This is a genomic window from Limnohabitans sp. TEGF004, assembly GCF_027924965.1.
Lineage (GTDB): Bacteria > Pseudomonadota > Gammaproteobacteria > Burkholderiales > Burkholderiaceae_C > Limnohabitans.
In genome coordinates, this window is the sequence record NZ_AP027056.1 from 1600492 (window position 1) to 1620492 (window position 20001).

Annotated in this window: 17 protein-coding genes and 5 tRNA genes; 7 read left to right on the forward strand and 15 right to left on the reverse strand. The window is 54.3% G+C overall.

The features are described 5' to 3' along the window. Window positions 1-10: 10 nt before the first annotated feature. Both lgt and ilvD read right to left on the reverse strand, forming a co-directional pair. Window positions 11-826, reverse strand: a complete 816-nt coding sequence (gene lgt / locus LINBF2_RS07555) for a prolipoprotein diacylglyceryl transferase (protein WP_281887903.1) — start codon at window positions 824-826, stop codon at window positions 11-13. 18 nt (window positions 827-844) lie between these two features. Beyond that, window positions 845-2701 (reverse strand): dihydroxy-acid dehydratase, encoded by a 1857-nt coding sequence (gene ilvD / locus LINBF2_RS07560; protein ID WP_281887905.1) that lies wholly within the window; start codon window positions 2699-2701, stop codon window positions 845-847. A 170-nt stretch (window positions 2702-2871) separates the two neighbouring features. On the opposite strand from ilvD, the gene LINBF2_RS07565 reads away from it, so the two are divergent. Both LINBF2_RS07565 and LINBF2_RS07570 read left to right on the forward strand, forming a co-directional pair. After that, entirely contained in the window at window positions 2872-3183 is a 312-nt protein-coding gene (locus tag LINBF2_RS07565; protein ID WP_104797187.1) for a c-type cytochrome, read from the forward strand. Window positions 3184-3266: 83 nt separating this feature from the next. Next, complete coding sequence (locus tag LINBF2_RS07570; RefSeq protein ID WP_281887908.1) at window positions 3267-4817, forward strand: fumarate hydratase; 1551 nt, start codon at window positions 3267-3269, stop codon at window positions 4815-4817. 58 nt (window positions 4818-4875) lie between these two features. Here LINBF2_RS07570 and LINBF2_RS07575 read toward each other — a convergent pair whose 3' ends face one another. Both LINBF2_RS07575 and LINBF2_RS07580 read right to left on the reverse strand, forming a co-directional pair. Beyond that, entirely contained in the window at window positions 4876-5505 is a 630-nt protein-coding gene (locus LINBF2_RS07575) for a DUF6806 family protein (RefSeq protein WP_104797185.1), read from the reverse strand. 29 nt (window positions 5506-5534) lie between these two features. Next, window positions 5535-5624: transfer RNA gene (locus LINBF2_RS07580), tRNA-Leu, on the reverse strand. Window positions 5625-5777: 153 nt separating this feature from the next. Between LINBF2_RS07580 and LINBF2_RS07585 the strand changes: the two genes are divergently transcribed. After that, complete coding sequence (locus tag LINBF2_RS07585; protein WP_281887910.1) at window positions 5778-6140, forward strand: hypothetical protein; 363 nt, start codon at window positions 5778-5780, stop codon at window positions 6138-6140. A gap of 49 nt (window positions 6141-6189) precedes the next feature. Here LINBF2_RS07585 and LINBF2_RS07590 read toward each other — a convergent pair. After that, window positions 6190-6265: transfer RNA gene (locus LINBF2_RS07590), tRNA-Gly, on the reverse strand. Window positions 6266-6339: 74 nt separating this feature from the next. Continuing rightward, window positions 6340-8211 (reverse strand): radical SAM protein, encoded by a 1872-nt coding sequence (locus LINBF2_RS07595; protein WP_281887912.1) that lies wholly within the window; start codon window positions 8209-8211, stop codon window positions 6340-6342. A 224-nt stretch (window positions 8212-8435) separates the two neighbouring features. Here LINBF2_RS07595 and LINBF2_RS07600 point away from each other — a divergent pair, with 224 nt between their 5' ends. Next, the gene (locus LINBF2_RS07600; protein ID WP_281891303.1) at window positions 8436-9005 is read left to right on the forward strand and encodes a twin-arginine translocation signal domain-containing protein; all 570 of its coding nucleotides are present in this window, start codon (window positions 8436-8438) and stop codon (window positions 9003-9005) included. 133 nt (window positions 9006-9138) lie between these two features. Here the strand turns inward: LINBF2_RS07600 and LINBF2_RS07605 are convergent, their stop codons facing one another. Continuing rightward, window positions 9139-9594 (reverse strand): hypothetical protein, encoded by a 456-nt coding sequence (locus tag LINBF2_RS07605; protein ID WP_281887914.1) that lies wholly within the window; start codon window positions 9592-9594, stop codon window positions 9139-9141. Between the two features lie 80 nt (window positions 9595-9674). On the opposite strand from LINBF2_RS07605, the gene LINBF2_RS07610 reads away from it, so the two are divergent. Genes LINBF2_RS07610 through LINBF2_RS07620 form a run of 3 tightly spaced genes read left to right on the forward strand, consistent with a single transcriptional unit; the run spans window position 9675 to window position 10632 of the window. Further along, on the forward strand, window positions 9675-9926 hold the full coding sequence (locus LINBF2_RS07610) for a DUF3297 family protein (RefSeq protein WP_104797795.1): 252 nt from the start codon (window positions 9675-9677) through the stop codon (window positions 9924-9926). A gap of 11 nt (window positions 9927-9937) precedes the next feature. Beyond that, window positions 9938-10234: a DUF1330 domain-containing protein gene (locus tag LINBF2_RS07615; RefSeq protein ID WP_281887917.1), complete on the forward strand. Its 297-nt coding sequence runs from the start codon at window positions 9938-9940 to the stop codon at window positions 10232-10234. Further along, the gene (locus tag LINBF2_RS07620; RefSeq protein ID WP_281887919.1) at window positions 10231-10632 is read left to right on the forward strand and encodes a hypothetical protein; all 402 of its coding nucleotides are present in this window, start codon (window positions 10231-10233) and stop codon (window positions 10630-10632) included. Before LINBF2_RS07615 ends, LINBF2_RS07620 begins: the two co-directional genes overlap by 4 nt. A 66-nt stretch (window positions 10633-10698) precedes the next feature. On the opposite strand, the gene LINBF2_RS07625 is transcribed toward LINBF2_RS07620, so the two are convergent. The 8 genes from LINBF2_RS07625 to LINBF2_RS07660 form a co-directional block, all read right to left on the reverse strand. After that, window positions 10699-10772: transfer RNA gene (locus tag LINBF2_RS07625), tRNA-Cys, on the reverse strand. A 49-nt stretch (window positions 10773-10821) separates the two neighbouring features. Then, window positions 10822-10897 (reverse strand) — tRNA-Gly (locus LINBF2_RS07630). A gap of 57 nt (window positions 10898-10954) precedes the next feature. Further along, a complete protein-coding gene (lon, locus tag LINBF2_RS07635; RefSeq protein WP_281887921.1) occupies window positions 10955-13372 on the reverse strand; it encodes an endopeptidase La in 2418 nt (805 codons plus the stop codon). Window positions 13373-13429: 57 nt separating this feature from the next. Next, entirely contained in the window at window positions 13430-14701 is a 1272-nt protein-coding gene (gene clpX, locus LINBF2_RS07640; RefSeq protein WP_104801184.1) for an ATP-dependent Clp protease ATP-binding subunit ClpX, read from the reverse strand. Between the two features lie 34 nt (window positions 14702-14735). Beyond that, window positions 14736-15344, reverse strand: a complete 609-nt coding sequence (gene clpP / locus LINBF2_RS07645) for an ATP-dependent Clp endopeptidase proteolytic subunit ClpP (protein ID WP_104801183.1) — start codon at window positions 15342-15344, stop codon at window positions 14736-14738. Between the two features lie 20 nt (window positions 15345-15364). Continuing rightward, complete coding sequence (gene tig, locus LINBF2_RS07650; RefSeq protein WP_104801182.1) at window positions 15365-16678, reverse strand: trigger factor; 1314 nt, start codon at window positions 16676-16678, stop codon at window positions 15365-15367. Window positions 16679-16740: 62 nt separating this feature from the next. Beyond that, a tRNA-Leu gene (locus LINBF2_RS07655) sits at window positions 16741-16827 on the reverse strand. A 52-nt stretch (window positions 16828-16879) separates the two neighbouring features. Further along, a complete protein-coding gene (locus LINBF2_RS07660; RefSeq protein ID WP_281887927.1) occupies window positions 16880-19999 on the reverse strand; it encodes an efflux RND transporter permease subunit in 3120 nt (1039 codons plus the stop codon). Between the last annotated feature and the right edge of the window lie 2 nt (window positions 20000-20001).

Here is a 20001-nt window from a genome sequence, read left to right on the forward strand (position 1 = left end):
TACAAAAAAATTAAGCGGGGATTGGATGGCGGGCAGCGCGCAGCCACAAGGCCACACCAACCAACACCATGGGCACGCACAGCCATTGACCCATGCTCATGCCCAAGGCCAACAAGCCCAGATGCGCATCGGGCTCACGGAAGTATTCAGCCATGAAGCGCAAGCTGCCATAGCCAATCATGAACACACCCGACACAGCGCCAATGGCGCGTGGCTTACGCGCATAAAGCCACAACACAATGAACAACACAATGCCTTCGCCCAAGAATTGGTAAATCTGCGAGGGATGGCGAGCCATCAGCGCACCGCTTTGCGGAAATACCATGGCCCATGGCAGCGATGGGTCTGCCGCCCTGCCCCATAACTCACCGTTGATGAAGTTACCCACACGGCCTGCGGCCAGGCCGGTCGGCACACACGGCGCAATGAAGTCAGTCACCCACAACCAAGGGCGGTGACGCTGCCAAGCAAACACGGCCGTGGCAACAAACACCCCCAGCATGCCACCATGAAAGCTCATGCCACCTTGCCACACGGCCAACACTTCGAGCGGGTGCTCAAGGTAATACACGGGGTTGTAGAACACGCAATAACCAATGCGCCCGCCCAAGACCACACCCATGACACCGTAAAACAAAATGTCTTCGACGTCTTGCTTCGACCACGAACCCAACACCACTTGTGCGGCATAGGGTTCGTGCTTCAATCGTAAGTGACCCAAGCCCACAAACAATGCAAACGCAGCCAAGTAAGTCAGGCCGTACCAATGAATGGCGATGGGCCCCAGCGCGATGGCGACGGGGTCAATTTGCGGGTGAATCAGCATGCGTGTTTGCCCTGTGACTTAGTCGAGCAGCGACAAATCGCGCACCGCACCTTTGTCCGCCGAAGTGGCCAACAAGGCATAGGCTTTGAGCGCAGCCGAAATTTTGCGTGGACGTGGCAACACAGGCTTCCAGCCCAGTTTGTCTTGCTCAACGCGGCGCTTGGCCAACTCGTCATCGCTCACCAACACGTTGATGCTGCGGTTAGGAATGTCAATGCGAATGCGGTCGCCGTTCTTGACCAGGCCAATCGTGCCGCCAGCTGCAGCTTCGGGCGAGCAGTGACCAATCGACAGGCCCGATGTGCCGCCAGAGAAACGACCATCGGTCAACAAGGCACAGGCCTTGCCCAAGCCTTTGGACTTGATGTAGCTGGTGGGGTACAACATTTCTTGCATGCCTGGGCCGCCCTTAGGGCCTTCGTAGCGCACCACCACGATATCGCCTGCTTTGACCTGATCGCTCAAGATGTGCTCCACGGCTTCGTCTTGTGACTCGACCACGTGGGCGGGGCCTTCAAATACCAGCAAGCTGTCGTCCACGCCTGCAGTCTTGACCACACAACCGTCCAAAGCGATGTTGCCCGTCAACACGGCCAAGCCACCTTGTTGGCTGAAGGCGTGATCAACGGCACGAATACAACCCTCTGCGCGGTCGGTGTCGAGGCTAGGCCAGCGGGTGTTTTGGCTGAAGGCGACTTGCGTGGGAATGCCAGCGGGGCCGGCCATGTAAAACTTCTTCACTACATCGGATGGGTTGCGTGCAATGTCCCACTCGTCCAAGACTTCTCTCATGGTCTTGCCCAGCACGGTGCCCACATCGGTGTGCAGCTTGCCTGCGCGGTCCAACTCACCCAAGATGCCCATAATGCCGCCTGCGCGGTGCACGTCTTCGATGTGGTACTTGTTGGTGTTGGGTGCGACCTTGCACAACTGAGGCACGATTTTGGACATGCGGTCGATGTCGGCCATGGTGAATTCAATTTCCGCTTCTTGGGCAATCGCCAAGATGTGAAGAATAGTGTTGGTCGAGCCGCCCATGGCGATGTCGAGCGCAATCGCGTTTTCAAACGCTTTGAAGCCCATAGAACGTGGCAACACAGAGGCGTCTTCTTGCTCGTAATAGCGTTTGCACAGCTCCACGATCGTGCGACCAGCTTGCTTGAACAATTGCTCGCGGTCCGCGTGCGTGGCAACCACAGTGCCGTTACCAGGCAAGGCCAAGCCCAAAGCTTCAGCCAAGCAGTTCATGGAGTTGGCGGTGAACATGCCAGAGCATGAACCGCAGGTCGGGCAAGCGGAGCGTTCAACTTCGGCCAAGTCAGCGTCCGACACTTTGTCGTCTGCCGCCATCACCATCGCATCGATCAAGTCGAGCTTTTTGAATTCCATGACTTGCGTTTGCGGATTGGCCAAACGCACCTTGCCCGCCTCCATCGGACCACCTGACACGAAGATCACAGGGATGTTCAGGCGCATGGCAGCCATCAGCATCCCGGGGGTGATCTTGTCGCAGTTGGAAATGCACACAATGGCGTCTGCGCAATGCGCGTTGACCATGTATTCCACCGAGTCCGCAATGATGTCGCGGCTAGGCAGCGAATACAACATGCCGTCATGGCCCATGGCAATGCCGTCGTCCACCGCAATGGTGTTGAACTCTTTGGCCACACCGCCTGCGGCCTCAATTTCACGCGCCACCAATTGACCCAAGTCTTTCAAATGCACATGGCCTGGCACAAACTGCGTGAACGAGTTGGCAATGGCGATGATGGGCTTTTGGAAATCGTCATCCTTCATGCCTGTGGCGCGCCACAAAGAGCGGGCACCCGCCATGTTGCGGCCAGCGGTGGATGTCTTGGAACGATAAGCAGGCATGTGTGGGCTCCGGTCAGTAAAACAGCTAAAAAGTCTGCAGATTATGGCCCACAGCCAAACAGCCACATGTCTCACAAGTGCATACCGCGGGGCATATGCATAAAAATAAGTACAGCCAACACGCACGCTAAACTGGTCAGGCACTTCACCAACTTTGACGAGGTATTGCCATGCACAAGTTACTCTTAAAACTCGCAACATTTGCCGCCATTGCGTTGTGTACGCCCGCGTGGGCAGACTTGGCCTTGGCCACCTCTAAAAACTGCATGGCCTGCCACGCCACAGACAAAAAACTGGTGGGCCCAGCGTTCAAAGACGTGGCAGCCAAATACGCCAACGACAAAACAGCGGCTGACAAACTCGCCATCAAAATTCAAAAAGGTGGCGCTGGTGCATGGGGCCCCGTGCCCATGCCAGCCAACACCCAAGTGAACGATGCCGACGCCAAAAAACTGGCCGCTTGGGTGCTGACCATCAAGTAAGCCCACGCTGAAAGCATTCCGACAGCGGCTTTGAGTAAACTCAGTCGCTGTTTTTACCTCTGGCCTTTTTCAGGACTTCATCCATGACCACGATCCGCCAAAACGACCTGATTGAATCGGTCGCTGCCGCTCTGCAATACATCAGCTACTACCACCCTGCTGATTTCATTTCGCACTTGGCCAGCGCCTACGAACGCGAGCAGAGCCCTGCAGCCAAAGACGCCATCGCGCAGATCTTGACCAACAGCAAGATGAGCGCCTTGGGCCACCGACCAATTTGCCAAGACACCGGCATCGTGAACGTGTTCTTGAAAGTCGGTATGGACGTGCGCTGGGAAGGGTTCACCGGCAGCTTGGAAGACGCCATCAATGAAGGCGTACGTCGTGGCTACAACCACCCAGACAACATGCTGCGTGCATCTGTGGTCGATGACCCACAGTTCGCCCGCAAAAACACCAAAGACAACACCCCTGCAGTGATCTTCACGCAAATCGTGGCGGGCGATAAGGTGGACGTGACCGTGGCGGCTAAAGGCGGCGGCAGCGAAAACAAATCCAAGATGTACATGCTCAACCCAAGCGACAACGTGGTTGACTGGGTGCTTAAAACTGTACCCACCATGGGCGCAGGCTGGTGCCCTCCTGGCATGCTCGGCATCGGCATTGGCGGCACCGCTGAAAAAGCCGTGCTGATGGCCAAAGAAAGCTTGATGGACGACCTCGATATGTACCAGTTGCTGGAGAAATCCAGCAAGGGCGAGAAGCTCACTCAAGTCGAAGAACTGCGTTTGGAGCTGTACCACAAGGTCAACGCTTTGGGCATTGGCGCACAAGGCTTGGGCGGCTTGACAACCGTGCTTGATGTGAAGATCAAGATGTACCCCACGCACGCGGCCAGCAAGCCGATTGCGATGATCCCCAACTGCGCTGCCACACGCCACGCCCACTTTGTGATGGACGGCTCTGGCCCTGTGTATTTGGAAGCCCCTTCGCTGGATCTGTGGCCCAACGTCAACTGGACACCCGACACAGAAAAAAGCAAACGTGTGGACCTCAATACCCTCACCAAAGAAGAAGTGGCGAGCTGGAAGCCAGGCCAAACCATTTTGCTCAACGGCAAGATGCTCACTGGCCGCGATGCCGCACACAAGCGCATTCAAGACATGCTGGCCAAAGGCGAGAAGTTGCCAGTGGACTTTACCAACCGCGTGATTTACTACGTGGGCCCCGTTGACCCAGTGGGCGACGAAGTGGTGGGCCCTGCAGGCCCCACCACCGCCACACGCATGGACAAGTTCACCGAGATGATGCTGTCGCAAACTGGCTTGATCTCGATGGTGGGCAAAGCTGAACGCGGCCCAACAGCCATTGAAGCGATCAAGAAGCACAAGTCGGCTTACCTCATGGCGGTGGGCGGCGCAGCTTACCTCGTGTCTAAAGCCATCAAGCACGCCAAAGTGGTGGGCTTTGCCGACCTCGGCATGGAAGCCATTTACGAATTCGACGTGGTCGACATGCCCGTAACGGTGGCTGTGGACTCAGGCGGTACCAGCGCACATATCACCGGCCCAGCCGAGTGGGAGAAACGCATTGCCACGGGTGAGTTCAAAGGCATTGGCATCAAGTCCAACTGAGTTTCATTGCCCTAATGAAAAAAACCGCGCTGAGCGCGGTTTTTTTATGTCTGGAGCATCAGTGCAAGTGGCGAGGCTTGCGCCCACCATGACCGCCACCACCGTGGCCGCCATTGGGGCCTCGCGGTGGACGGCCCAAATCGAGTGAGTTCACGAGGTTGTCAAAACGCTCTGAGAACAGCTTGTCGATTTCGTTCACCACGCCACCCAGCTCGGCGCCATCAAAGTGGCGCTCCATCAGGTGAATCACGTCGTTGACCAACATGTCGCGTTGAGCTTGCATGATGTCGGCGGGCGTAGGGCCTACAAACAGCATCACAAAGTCATCTCGTGAGTCTTGGCCGCGGGTTTCGTCTTCTTCGTCAAAGTCGTTATCGTAAAACGTGACTTCGATCGGTGCACCAGCCGCTGTTAGCTCGTTCAAGTTCATGCACATCTCATCTACGCTTTGACGGAAGTCATCGTCGCCAGACACGGTCCAGCACATTTGCAATGTGCGTTCTTCGGGGTTAAAACGAATGCCTGGCTCTTCAGGGTATGAGCTGGTCGCACCGTCTTCGAGGGATGAGGCGCCTGCGTATTGCCACAAAGGGCGCAAAGCGTCTTGCAATTGTTCTAAGCCGACTTCGGCTTGTAGAGGAACCAGCCCATGCACATGGATTTCATACGCGGCGTTGTAGCGTGCCATGACGAAACTCCTTCCTTGTGCTTATTCAGTGGTGCCCGAGGCCGGAATCGAACCGGCACGCCCCTTACGGAAGCGAGAGATTTTAAGTCTCTTGTGTCTACCAATTTCACCACTCGGGCAGTGTCGTTGTGTAGACAGATTTTACGCCAGCGGCCTCTGAGACTCGGGCAAGTCATGACTGATTTCTGATATTTTTTCGTCTATATTGACGATGTAAATTTTTAAGCGTCGCTTAAAACATCAAAGTACAAGACCTATTAAGGAAACCGCTCATGACACAACGCACTACACACCATTTCTTGCTGGCTGTCCTGCTTGGCTTGGGACTGAACATGGCTCACGCCGCAGACCCTGTGGTTAAGAAGTCGGATGCAGGCATTTGCCACGACAAAACCAGCCCCTCTTTCGGTAACACCAAGAAATTCACAGGCTTCGCATCGATGGACGAATGCGTCAAAAGCGGTGGTCGCCCTGCTGCAGGTCAAACCGCTGCAGCAGAACCCGTCGTGAAAAAATCTGACTCAGGCATTTGCCACGACCCAAAGAGCCCCAGCTACGAACGCACCAAAAAATTCACAGAATTCAAAACTGTAGATGAATGCGTGAAGAGTGGCGGCACGTTACCTAAGAAGTAAAGCCAGAATAGAAAAAGCCCTCAAATTTTCATCTGAGGGCTTTTAAATATGGAGCGGGAAACGAGGCTCGAACTCGCGACCTCAACCTTGGCAAGGTTGCGCTCTACCAACTGAGCTATTCCCGCATGGAGTGATTAATTCCGAAGCTATTATTCTAATCGCAAATTCACAGGTTTTCGAGCGAGGCACGAAGAATTTTTCAATAACCAAGCGCCTTAGCAATCTTGTGGCGAGGCACCGTGCTTTTGGGGCACTGGCCTTTGGGTAATTCAAACCATTGCCGCACGTCCTCCTCCAATCCCACGCCATGCATGTAGTTGTAAATGGCCTTCTTCAAACCGCGACCCAAGGTGTCATGATCGGTCCCTGTCGGGTCGATGAAAGCAATGTCGTTTTTGGCAAAGCTCACCTCAGGTAAAGGGACTACTTGCACGCCATAGTCAGCGGGGTTCTTGCCTACAGGTGAATGCACCGTGCAGGCAAAGCGATGGAAGAAACCGCTTTGAATGCAACCGTTCTCAAATAACTGGCGCACGTACTCCAATGCATCGACCGTGTCTTGCAAGGTCTGAGTTGGAAAGCCATACATCAGGTAGGCGTGAACCAAAATACCAGCCTCTGAAAAACCTTTGGTGACTTGCGCCACTTGCTCGACTGACACGCCTTTTTTCATCAAGCTCAAGAGCCTGTCTGAGGCAACCTCTAAGCCACCCGACATGGCAATGCAACCACTCTCGGCAAGCAGCTCGGCCAACTCGGGCGTAAAGGTTTTCTCAAACCGAATATTGCCCCACCACGAGATATGCACCTTACGACGCAACAGTTCTTCAGCCAAGGCTTTCAATGCTTTAGGTGGCGCAGCCTCATCGACAAAGTGAAAGCCCGTCTGCCCTGTCTCAGCCACAATTTGTTCAATGCGGTCAACCAGCGTAATGGCTGAGGCGGTTTCGTAACGAGATATGTAGTCCAAGCTCACATCGCAAAAACTGCATTTCTTCCAATAGCAGCCATGCGCCACCGTCAACTTGTTCCAACGGCCATCACTCCACAAACGGTGCATGGGGTTGAGCATGTCGAGCAACGACAAATAGCGGTCTAGCGGCAAACCATCCCATGTGGGTGTGCCAACGTCTTCAAACGGCACATCGGGCTCGGCCCAGTTCATCAGCTGGACCTTGCCTTCATCGTTACGCACAAAGGTGCGGACCAAGCGCTGCACACTGCGTTTGCCTTGCAAGTGTTCTAGCAAAGCCAACAAAGGCCGTTCGCCTGCGTCTAGGCTGATGAAATCCACATAGTCAAACACGCGGGGTTCGGTCAGCTCACGCAACTCGGTGTTCACAAAGCCTCCGCCCAAACTAATGCGGATCTGCGGATGATGCGTTTTGATGGTCTGCGCCATGCGAAACGCGGCATACACCGCACCTGGAAACGGCACAGACAACAACACCAACTGCGGCTGGTGTTTGGCAATCACCTCTAAGGTCAGCGCTTCTAGCGTGTCATCGACCAAGGTAGGTGCCGCCGCTAAGGCTTGTGCCAATGGCTCAAACGTGGCTTGGCTACCTGCCAGCTGTTCGGCATAGCGCACAAATTCAAAACGGCTGTCGACGGCATCTCGCAGCACATCCGCCAAATCGTTCAAGTACAAAGTGGCCAGATGGCGTGCACGGTCTTGCTGACCTAAAGCACCGAAGGCCCAAGCCAGGGGGTCACCACTGCCCTCGTCGTCATAAGCATCCAGTGCGGCAAAGCGCGGGCCTTCAGGCAAGAAGCCCCGACCTGCGATGCGATGGCTCAAGGTCGAGTCGCGCCCCTGCAAAAACGCAATCGTGGGAGCAACGGTAGATTGGTAACGCTCGAAATAGTCCAAAAAGTAGTTCACACAAGCGGTGCGTTTGGCCTCGGGTTTGGCAAGCGCACAGCCACGCACCTGGGCTAACCCCTCGGGCGTGAACAAGGCCAGCACCAAAGCTAAAGCCAAATCTTCTTGCACGGCATCCACGCCTTGAGAACGCAAAAAGCCCGTCAAATACGCCGTCGAGGGATAAGGCGTGTTGAGTTGCGTCATCGGGGGGATGAGGCTCAGAACACGAAAAGATGAGGAGGAGGGAGAAGATTCAGACATGGTGAACAATCATTATCGACGCCCCCTTAGATGGGGAGAGTCAGGGGGTTAAATCAAAGCAAATTCTGTAAAAATCACCAAAATCGCTAAATATCATCGGCTTGATGCCGAAACCAAAAAGCTAACTTTCTTTTTTAAAACACAACAAGGACACCACTGTGAGCCACATGACCCCTACTTGCGCCTGCTGCGGATCGCTTCAATTGGCCGGCAATCACTCGCGCCGAGGCTTCTTGGCCGCCAGCGCTGCCACAGTGGCAGGCGGTTTGATAGGCATGACACCCTTTCAAACCCAAGCTGCCAGCGGCAACTACGAAGCCATGTTGGTCAACTGCATTGACCCACGCTTCACCACCCTAAGCTGGCAATACATGGGCCTGCTGCAAGGCATTGGTCGTGAAAAGCTGAGTGACAACTACAGCCAGTTTGTCATCGCTGGTGGCCCCATCGGCGCGGTGCACCCCAAGTTCTCCGCTTGGCACAAAGCCTACTGGGACAACTTGGACATCACCGTGTCTTTGCACCACATCAAGCGCGTGGTCGGCATCACGCACCGCGATTGCGGCGCTGCCAAGCTGGCATTTGGCGAAGACAAAGTGGCCAACAAAGAAATTGAAACCGAATCACACGCTGAAGCCTTGAACGAGTTTCGTCGTCAAGTGCAAAAGCGCCATCCCAAGCTGAGCGTCATCACCGGCGTGATGAGCCTGGACGGTCGTGTCGATTTGATTGGCTAAACCGCTAAAGCCTTGGCACCTTGGGCCGATATATAGGGTTCAAGGTTGCTCAGGTTTATGATCGCTCTCGCCACCAGCCCGAAGTTTTAGGGCGCGTGTGGACTCCAATTCACCGCCGAGAGCGGTCCCCTTTTTATTTACAAGCGACCTCGTGCATGCGGTAGTGCCGAATGTCGTCAAAGTGCAGTGGCGTCTTAATAAACTGCTTGGCAAATTCTGAATTGCTACCTTGAATAAACGCATCTTTCGTCTGATGCGTGATGAACGGCACCTTACCCACCATGTCGCGGTAAAAGATGCGCTCAATCAACTGAATCGATTGCTCTTGGCAGTTGATCTCATAAGTCGATTGCTCAGATGAATAGTTGTACAACGTCACCTTCACCACGGCTTTAGGCGTGTGGAACGGCACTTTGGCGTCCACCGGCATTTGCGTGAATGTGCGCAACACTTTGACCTTGCCTTTGTCCTCTATCGGTGCGTAGTAGTAATCGTTAGACCCATGGCTGTTGTTGGTGAAGAACACCCAACCTGCCCAACCCAATGGAGACCAAGCAATCGCGCAAAGTATGAGTAAATATTTAGACATAACGTGGCTCGATTTTATTTGCAAACATATGACAAAGCGCATCTATATCAACAAGCACTTAAATCATGGAAAATCAACACATGACTGAAGCAACAACACAACGCCCCGCCCTTCCCGATCATTTGTCTATCGACCCACGCAGCCCGCACTATGCGCCTGCGGTGTTTGAATATGAAATTGGCATCCGTTTCAACGACAAAGAACGCTTTGATGTTGAAGAGTATTGCCTGTCTGAAGGTTGGGTCAAAGTCCCTGCCAACAAAACGCTGGACCGCAAAGGCAAACCTCTGCTGATCAAAATCAAAGGCAAAGTCGAAGCCTTCTACAAGTAAGAATGCAGCTTATGAGTAAGGCGTATTTGATCGGCCAAATCACGGTCACCAACCCGCAAGCTTATGCGGTGTATTCCGCACAAGTACCGCACACCATTGCGGCATTTGGCGGCAAATATTTGGTCCGTGGTGGCCATGCCACTCAATTGGAAGGGCAAGCCCAAGGCGAACGCAACGTGGTGGTGGAGTTTCCAAGCCGAGAAATTGCTGAAGCTTGGTACAACAGCGAAGCCTACCAAGCCATCCTTCAACACCGCGTCAACAACTCCACAGGAGCGCTGGCTTTGGTCGATGGTTACGACCTATGAAGCTGACACGAATTCAAAAAATTGGCCTCGTCTTTTTTGTTTGCAGCCTACTGCCAGCTTATTGGATTGCCAACTGGCGCTACGAAGCAAACTTAGCCAACCTCACTGAAACCCTGAATAAAGAGCAGGCACTGCACCTCAGCACAGACAAGCTGCTGAGCAATTGCGAAAAGAATGCCGATGGCAAAGCACATCCATACGATGCAACGCATCAAATCTGCAACCAAGGTTCGGACATCCATGCGCGTACGGATCATGCAATGGATTTGTTAACGCAAGAAAAAGCAAACAATGAAACCAAGTGGTATCGCAACTTTGCACTGTCTGTCTTGTTCTTTAACCTATTCGCTGCGGCCCTTTACCGCTTGAATACTTACCTCAACCCAGACGTTGGATAAGCACCGTCAAGCTGGCTAAACAGACAAGAAAAAAGCCGTTACTGCAAGCAGTAACGGCTTTTTGTTTGGAGGCGCGACCCAGAGTCGAACTGGGCTAAACGGATTTGCAATCCGGTGCATAACCGCTTTGCTATCGCGCCATTCACTTTGACGAAAAAGGGAAGCATGGTGTGCTTCCCTTGTCGAATGTGGAGCGGGAAACGAGGCTCGAACTCGCGACCTCAACCTTGGCAAGGTTGCGCTCTACCAACTGAGCTATTCCCGCATTAGACGCATATTCTAGCGCATTTTTCACCCTGTTTTGGTGTGCGCTAGAAAAATCTTAATGCTTGATTGCTTCGGCTTTCGCCACAGCGTCTGCGGCAGCTGCGGCAGCCACCGCTGGCACTTCATCAGGCAATGGCGTGGGCATCTTCTCAAGTGCAATTTCCAGCACCTTGTCGATCCAACGCACAGGCACGATTTCCAAACCGTTCTTCACGTTTTCTGGAATCTCTTGCAGGTCTTTCACGTTTTCTTCTGGGATCAACACCGTCTTGATGCCTCCGCGCAAGGCTGCCAATAGCTTCTCCTTCAAACCGCCAATGGCTGTGACTTCACCACGCAGGGTGATCTCGCCCGTCATGGCCACATCTGCACGCACAGGGATGCCTGTGAGGGCCGAAACCAAAGCAGTGGTCATGGCTGCGCCGGCACTTGGACCGTCTTTGGGCGTAGCACCGTCAGGCACGTGAATGTGGATGTCGCGCTTCTCTAGCAACTCCTCCGAGATGCCCAAGCGACGCGCACGACTACGCACCACAGTGCGAGCGGCTTCAACAGACTCTTTCATCACATCGCCGAGTGAACCGGTGCGTGTGATGGTGCCCTTACCAATCATGATGGCAGCTTCGATGGTCAGCAAATCGCCGCCCACTTCGGTCCATGCCAAACCGACAACTTGGCCCACTTGGTTTTCTGCTTCGGCGCGGCCATAGGTGTACTTGCGTACGCCCAGGAAGTCAGGCAAGTTATCAGCCGTCACTTTGACTTGTGGCGTCATTTGCTTGAGCAACAAAGCCTTGACCACCTTGCGGCAAATCTTGGACATTTCGCGCTCAAGCGAACGCACACCTGCTTCACGTGTGTAGTAACGCACGATGTCGCGCACAGCCGCTTCGTCGACCGACAGCTCTGAGTCTTTCACACCATTATTTTTCATTTGCTTGGGAAGCAAATATTTGATGGCAATGTTTGTTTTCTCGTCTTCGGTGTAGCCCGACAAACGAATCACTTCCATACGATCCAGCAAGGCTGGCGGAATGTTCATCGAGTTAGAAGTAGCCACAAACATCACGTCGCTCAAGTCGTAATCGACTTCCACGTAGTGATCAGCAAACTTGTTGTTTTGTTCGGGATCCAACACCTCGAGCAAGGCGCTAGAAGGATCGCCACGCGAATCCATGCCGAGTTTGTCGATTTCGTCGAGCAAGAACAAAGGGTTGCGCGTGCCGACCTTGGTCAGGCTTTGCAGCACCTTACCGGGCATTGCGCCAATGTAGGTGCGGCGGTGGCCGCGAATTTCAGCTTCGTCACGCATACCACCCAAAGCCATGCGCACGTACTTACGTCCCGTGGCTTTGGCAATGGATTGACCCAGCGAGGTTTTACCCACACCAGGAGGGCCCACTAAGCAAAGAATAGGCGCCTTGACCTTGTCCACGCGTTGTTGCACAGCAAGATATTCCAAGATGCGGTCTTTGACCTTGTCGAGGCCGTAGTGATCTTCGTTCAACACGGTTTCGGCATTGCCCAAGTCGTGTTTGATTTTTGTTTTCTTGTTCCAAGGCAAACCCACCAGCACGTCAAGGAAGTTACGCACCACGGTGGCTTCGGCTGACATGGGGGACATGAGCTTGAGTTTCTTCAACTCAGCCTCAGCTTTTTTGCGTGCCTCTTGAGGCATGCGTGCAGCTTTGATCTTTTTCTCGATCTCTTCAATGTCCGCGCCCTCTTCGCCTTCGCCCAGTTCTTTCTGGATGGCTTTGACCTGCTCGTTCAGATAGAAGTCGCGTTGGTTTTTCTCCATTTGGCGCTTGACGCGGCCACGGATTTTTTTGTCGACGTTGAGAATCTCGACTTCGCGTTCGATTTGTTCAAACAAGTTGGACAAGCGCTCACGCACAGGCGATAAGTCAAGAACGACTTGCTTGCTCTCAAGCTTCAAGGGCAGGTGCGCAGCAATGGTGTCAGCCAAGCGGCCTGCGTCATCAATGCTGGCGATGGAGGTCAAAATTTCGGGAGGGATCTTTTTATTCAGTTTGACGTATTGGTCAAACTGTTGCATCACCGCGCGGCGCAAAGCCTCGACTTCGCTGCCGGTTTCAGCGGGCAGCACTTCGATGGGCGTGACGTGGGCCGTGAAATGCGACTCACCATCTTCAATGCCATCCACCTTGGCGCGTTGCTGGCCTTCGACCAACACCTTGACAGTGCCATCGGGCAGCTTGAGCATTTGCAAAATGGTCGACACGCAACCCACTTCGAACATGTCAGCCACAGAGGGCTCATCTTTGGCTGCGGCTTTTTGTGCCACCAACATGATGCGACGCTCAGCAGCCATGGCGGCTTCGAGGGCCTTGATGCTCTTAGGTCGGCCCACAAACAAGGGGATGACCATGTGCGGGAATACCACCACGTCACGCAAAGGCAACAACGGCAGTTCAAGAGGGGTAGCGGGCAGCGGGGGTTGTCCAGACATGGTCAGCCTTCCTGTAAAAAAGGGACGTGTGCTAGGCACCGTCCCCGAGATGAATCTTTAAGCTTTCTTGGCAGCTTCTCGGTACACCAACAAAGGTGGCTTGTTCTCATCAATGGTGGCCTCGTCAACCACCACCTTCTCGACATTGGATGAATTAGGCAATTCATACATGGTGTCGATCAAAGACAGTTCAAGGATAGAGCGTAAACCACGCGCACCTGTTTTGCGCGCCAAGGCTTTTTTGGCAATCGCGCGCAAAGCTGCTGGGCGGATCTCAAGCTCAGCACCTTCCATGGCCAGTAGCTTGCTGTACTGCTTCACCAGAGCGTTCTTAGGCTCAGTCAAGATTTGCACCAAAGCATCTTCGGTCAGCTCGGCCAAGGTAGCCACCACAGGCATACGGCCCACGAGTTCAGGAATCAAGCCAAACTTGATGATGTCAGCGGGCTCAACCTCGCCAAACACTTCAGACAAGCTGCGTGACTCTTTGCTCTTGACAGTTGCGCCAAAGCCAATGCCGGAGGCTTCTGTGCGGTTCTCGATGACTTTTTCAAGCCCAGCAAACGCGCCGCCGCAAATGAATAAGATGTTGGTCGTGTCGATTTGCAAGAAGTCTTGGTTGGGGTGCTTGCGACCACCTTGAGGTGGAATGCTCGCCATCGTGCCTTCAATCAGCTTGAGCAAGGCTTGTTGGACGCCCTCACCCGACACATCACGGGTGATGGAAGGGTTGTCAGACTTGCGTGAAATCTTGTCGATTTCGTCGATGTAGACGATGCCGCGCTGCGCGCGTTCCACGTCGTACTCGCAGCTTTGCAGCAGCTTTTGAATGATGTTTTCAACGTCCTCCCCCACATAACCGGCTTCGGTCAGTGTGGTGGCATCAGCCATGACGAAAGGCACGTTCAACATGCGCGCCATGGTTTGCGCCAGCAATGTTTTGCCAGAGCCCGTGGGGCCAATCAGCAAGATGTTGCTCTTGGTCAGCTCGACGTCGTCTTTCTTGGACGAGGCTTTGTGCTTCAAGCGCTTGTAGTGGTTGTACACCGCCACGGCCAAGGTGCGCTTGGCGGGCTCTTGGCCAATCACGTAGTTGTCGAGGTTGGCTTTGATTTCTGCGGGCGTGGGCAGGTCACTGCCGTTTTCTTTGTCTTTTGCAGACTCTAGGCCTGGCAACTCATCACGGATGATTTCATTGCACAAGTCAATGCATTCGTCGCAAATGAAGACCGAAGGGCCTGCGATGAGTTTTTTGACTTCGTGCTGGCTCTTACCGCAGAAAGTGCAGTACAGCGTTTTTTCGCCTGAAGCGCTTTTTTTATCAGCCATGTCGGTGCTTGTGTGTGTCGTATCGGTGGGTCAATTAAGCGCGCTTGTTGATCACTTGATCAATCAAACCGTACTCTTTGGACTCATCGGCACTCAAGTAGTAATCACGTTCGGTATCGCGTTGGATTTTTTCCAAGGGCTGACCTGTGCGCTCAGCCAAGATCTTGTTCAATTGCTCGCGTGTTTTCAAGATTTCGCGGGCGTGAATTTCGATCTCTGTGGCTTGACCACGTGTGCCGCCCAAAGGCTGGTGAATCATGACCTTGGAGTTAGGCAATGAGAAACGCTTGCCCTTCTCGCCTGCAGCCAACAAGAACGCGCCCATGCTCGCGGCCATGCCGATGCACAGCGTAGAGACGTGGGGTTTGATGAAGTTCATGGTGTCGAACACCGACATACCCGCACTTACCGAACCGCCAGGAGAGTTGATGTAGAGCGAGATGTCCTTGTCGGGGTTCTCGCTCTCAAGGAACAACAATTGTGCGACCACCAAATTGGCGGTTTGGTCGTTGACTTCGCCCACCAAGAAGATCACGCGCTCTTTGAGCAAACGTGAATAGATGTCGTAAGACCGCTCGCCGCGGCCCGACTGCTCAACGACCATGGGGATCATGCCCAAGGCTTGTGTATCCAGTGCGCTCATGTTGTTTCCTTGTAGGTGAATCAGCCTTGCTGACCCATCAATTCGTCGAACGAAATTGCCTTGGCGTTGACCTTGGCTTTAGACAAGATGAAGTCAGTCACGTTGTTTTCAATGACGATGGCTTCGACTTCGCCCAAACGGCTCATGTCGCTGTAGTACCAACGCACCACGTCGGCTGGCTTCTCGTAGCTAGAGGCCAATTCTTCGATGTGCGCTTTGATTTGCTCAGCCGTGGCTTGCAAGTTGTTGGCGCGAACCAAATCAGCGACCACCAAGCCCATACGCACGCGCTTTTCAGCTTGCGGACGGAAGATGTCGTCAGGGATAGGCGCTTTGTCTGCGTCTTTGATGCCGCGAGACTTGAGGTCAGCGCGCGCGCCTTCAACCATGCGCTCGAGTTCAGCTTGCACGCTGGCGTTGGGCAGGTCGAGTTCAGCTTTGGTGGCCACTGCGTCCAACGCAGCTTGCTTGTTGCGGCCCAACAAACGGAACTTGACTTCGCGTTCCAAGTTTTTCTTGATGTCAGCGCGCAAACCGGCGACGGTGGCTTCAGCCACGCCCAAAGATTTGGCCAATTCGTCGGTCACTTCTGGCAAGTTGGCAGCTTCGACTTTCTTCAAAGTCACCAAGAAATCGGACTGTTTGCCAGCCACCTCTTTGCCGTGGTAATCGGCTGGAAAGCTCAATGGGAAAGTCTTGCTTTCGCCCGACTTCATACCGCGCACAGCGTCTTCAAATTCTTTGAGCATCTGGCCTTCGCCGAGCAAGAACTGAAAGTCTTCTGCTTTGCCGCCTTGGAAGGGTTCGCCGTCAATCTTGCCTTCGAAGTCGATGGTCACGCGGTCGTTGTCTTGGGCTGCACCGTCCAAACCACGTTGGGCGAATGTGCGGCGTTGCTTGCGCAAGATGTCGATGGTTTTGTCGATGGCAGCATCTGTCACTTCGGCAGACACAGTTTCGACTTCCACAGCGCCCATGTCTGCAAATTTCACTTCTGGGTACACCTCGAAGATGGCGTCGAATTGCATTTGGCCTTCTGGCGCGCCTTCTTTTTCAGTGATGCGAGGTTGACCAGCCACACGCAACTTGGCTTCGTTGGTGGCTGATTGGAACGCTTCGCCCACTTTGTCGTTCATCACTTCGAACTGGGTGGAGTAGCCGTAGCGTTGAGCCACGATATTCATTGGCACTTTGCCTGGACGGAAACCGTCAATCTTGACTTGGCGTGCCACGCGCTTCAAACGCACATCCACTTCTTTGGCAATCACATCCACAGGCAAGGTCAAAGTAATCTTGCGTTCCAGTTTTTCCAAAGTTTCAACGGTCACGGCCATGTGGTTTCTCCTAAATTGGCATGTTTAGCAGCGGCCTTTTTGGCCGCTTGCTATGAATCAAGTGGTGCGCGGGGCGGGACTCGAACCCGCACATCCTTGCGGACGTCAGGACCTAAACCTGGTGCGTCTACCAATTTCGCCACCCGCGCGGGTATCTAAATAACAACGGGTGGCCTGTAAAGACCACCCGCTTGAAATCGGTCAACTTGACATTTTAGACGGCTTTTCGACCTTAAACCACGCTGCATACATAGCCGGCAGTGCAAGAAGTGTCAATACGGTGGCAACGATCAAGCCACCCATGATGGCTACGGCCATGGGCCCCCAAAAAACGCTGCGTGTGAGCGGAATCATGGCCAGCACGGCAGCCGCTGCCGTCAACACAATCGGGCGCAAACGGCGCACGGCTGACTCCACAATCGCCTCCCAAGCTGGGACGCCATTGGCTCGGTCTTGCTCGATTTGGTCAATCAAGATGACCGAGTTGCGCTGAATCATGCCCATCAAGGCGATCACCCCCAGCAAGGCCACGAAACCGAACGGGCGGTTGAGCAGCAGCAAAGCGCCAGCCACACCCGCCAATCCCAATGGCCCCGTGATGAACACCAACAAGGCTCGGCTAAAGCTGTGCAACTGCAGCATCAACAGCGTGAAGGTGATGAACAACATCACGGGCATGCCCGCAGAAATCGAGCTAGAGCCTTTGGAGCTTTCTTCCACAGCGCCAGCCACTTCAATGCGGTAAAGCTGCGTGTCTGTTTCCAGCCATTTGGCTTCGAGCTTCTTCAACTCGGGCAACAACTGCTGCGTGACCGTGGCGCCTTGCAGACCTTCAATGATGTCGCACTGCACGGTGATGGCGTATTCACGGCCTTCGCGCCACATCACGCCTGGCTCCCAGGAAAACACCGGCTTCACAATTTGCGTGACGGGAATCATGCGACCCGAGGCAGTCGGCACATAAGCGCTGGCCAAGTCACTGATGGCATCACGCTCGTTCAGCGGTTGGCGCAACACGATGTCGATGAGTTTGTTGTCTTCACGGAACTGCTCAACAGTCGACCCCACCAGCAACACACGCATGGCTTGCGCAATGGATTGGCTGGTCACGCCCAAAGACCTTGCCTTGGCTTGATCCACCTCCAAGCGGACCACTTTGATCGACTCATTCCAGTTGTCGTTGACACCGCGTGTAGAGGCACTGGCGCGCATTTGCGCTTTGACCTCATCGGCACGTGCACGCAAGACTTTGGGATCTGGCCCCACGACGCGGAACTGCACAGGGTATGGCACAGGCGGACCATTGGGCAAAAGCTTCACACGCGCACGTGCTTCTGGAAACTCTTGCGCCAGCATGGCAGGCAATGCCAATCGCAAGGATTCGCGACGCTCCAAGCTGTCGGGAATCACAATCAGTTGCGACACGTTGGTCTGAGGAAACACTTGGTCCAGCGGCAAGTAAAAACGCGGCACGCCAGAACCAATCCATGTACTGACCGTTTGCACGCCCGGCTCTTTCAGCAAGCGCTGCTCCACAGCCTGTGTCACAGCTTCGTTGGCTTTGAAAGCGGTGCCTTCTGGGAACCACAAGTCCACCAACACCTCGGGACGACTGGAGTCTGGGAAAAATTGCTGCTGCACGCGGCCCATCCCGACGATGCCCAATACAAAGATCAGGATGGTGATGCCAATCGCTTTCCAGCGGTATTCCACACACCACGTCACGGCCGTGCGGAAGTGGCGGTAGAACGGGCCATCAAACAACTCGTGCTCTCCCCCATGTTCGCCATGCGGCTTGACCTGCAGCAACAAAGTGCCCAAATACGGCACGAAGTAAACCGACACCCACCAACTCAAGACCAGCGCAATCACCGTCACCGCAAAGATGGCATAGGTGTATTCGCCCACCGTCGATTTCGCCATACCAATGGGCAAGAAGCCCGCGGCGGTGATGAGCGTGCCCGTCAGCATGGGCATGGCCGTCACTTCATACGCAAAGGTAGCGGCACGCACGCGGTCGTAGCCCTCTTCCATCTTGCGCACCATCATCTCTACCGCAATGATCGCGTCATCCACCAACAGCCCCAAAGCGATGATGAGCGAGCCCAGCGAAATTTTGTGCAGGCCAATGCCCCAGTAGTTCATGGCCAAAAACGTCATGGCCAACACCAGCGGGATCGTGATGGCCACCACCCAACCTGGGCGCATGTCCACATACCAGCCATAGCGTCCACCTTTGTGCAAACCTAAAGCTACAAAGCTGACGGCCAACACAATCAGAACCGCCTCAATCAGCACGCTCACAAACTCACCCACGGACTTTTGCACGGCCTTGGGCTGGTCTTGCACTTGCACCAAGCTCACGCCGACAGGCAAGGTTTTTTCAATCCGCGTGGTCGCCACTTGCAGGGCTTTGCCCAGCGCAATGATGTCGCCGCCTTTGGCCATGGACACACCCAAGGCAATCACGGGCTTACCTTGGTGGTGCACCTTGACCGTGGCAGGGTCGACATAGCCGCGTGTGACGGTGGCGATGTCGCCCAACTTGAGCTGCTGGCCCGAACTGCCGCGAATGGGCATGGCACGCAACTGAGCTTCTGTTTCAAACTGACCACCAATGCGCACTTGCAGCACATCCAGCGGGGCTTGCACGGTGCCCGCGTTTTCTACGGCGTTTTCTTGGCTGAGTTGCGCCAGCACAGCGCCCACATCGAGGCCGAGTTGCACCAAACGCTTTTGCGGAATTTCGATGAAGATTTTTTCGTCTTGCACCCCAAACTGCTCAACCTTGGCCACATCAGCCACACGCAGCAGTTGTTGGCGCACATCGTCGGCAAACTTTTTCACTTCAGCGGGGGTGAAACCTGGCGCATCCAGCGCATAAATCACACCATACACATCGCCAAAGTCATCATTGAAAAACGGGCCCTGCACGCCTTGGGGCAAGGTGTAGCGCATATCACCAATCTTCTTGCGCACCGAGTACCAAACATTGGGCACATCGCCGGGCTTGGAAGAGTCTTTGAGCTGAAAAATGATTTGCGATTCACCGGGCTTGGAGTAGCTGCGAATCTTGTCGGCGTACGGCACTTCTTGTAACGTGCGTTCGAGTTTGTCAGTGACCTGCTCAGCCACTTGCTGGGCCGTTGCACCTGGCCAATAGGTGCGCACCACCATCGCTCTGAAGGTGAAAGGTGGGTCTTCGTCTTGGCCCAATTGGAAATAGGCAGCAACACCCAAAACCATCAGCACGACCATCAAATAACGTGTCAGCGCGGGATGGTCCAGCGCCCATTTGGAGAGGTTGAATTTATCGTCCATCT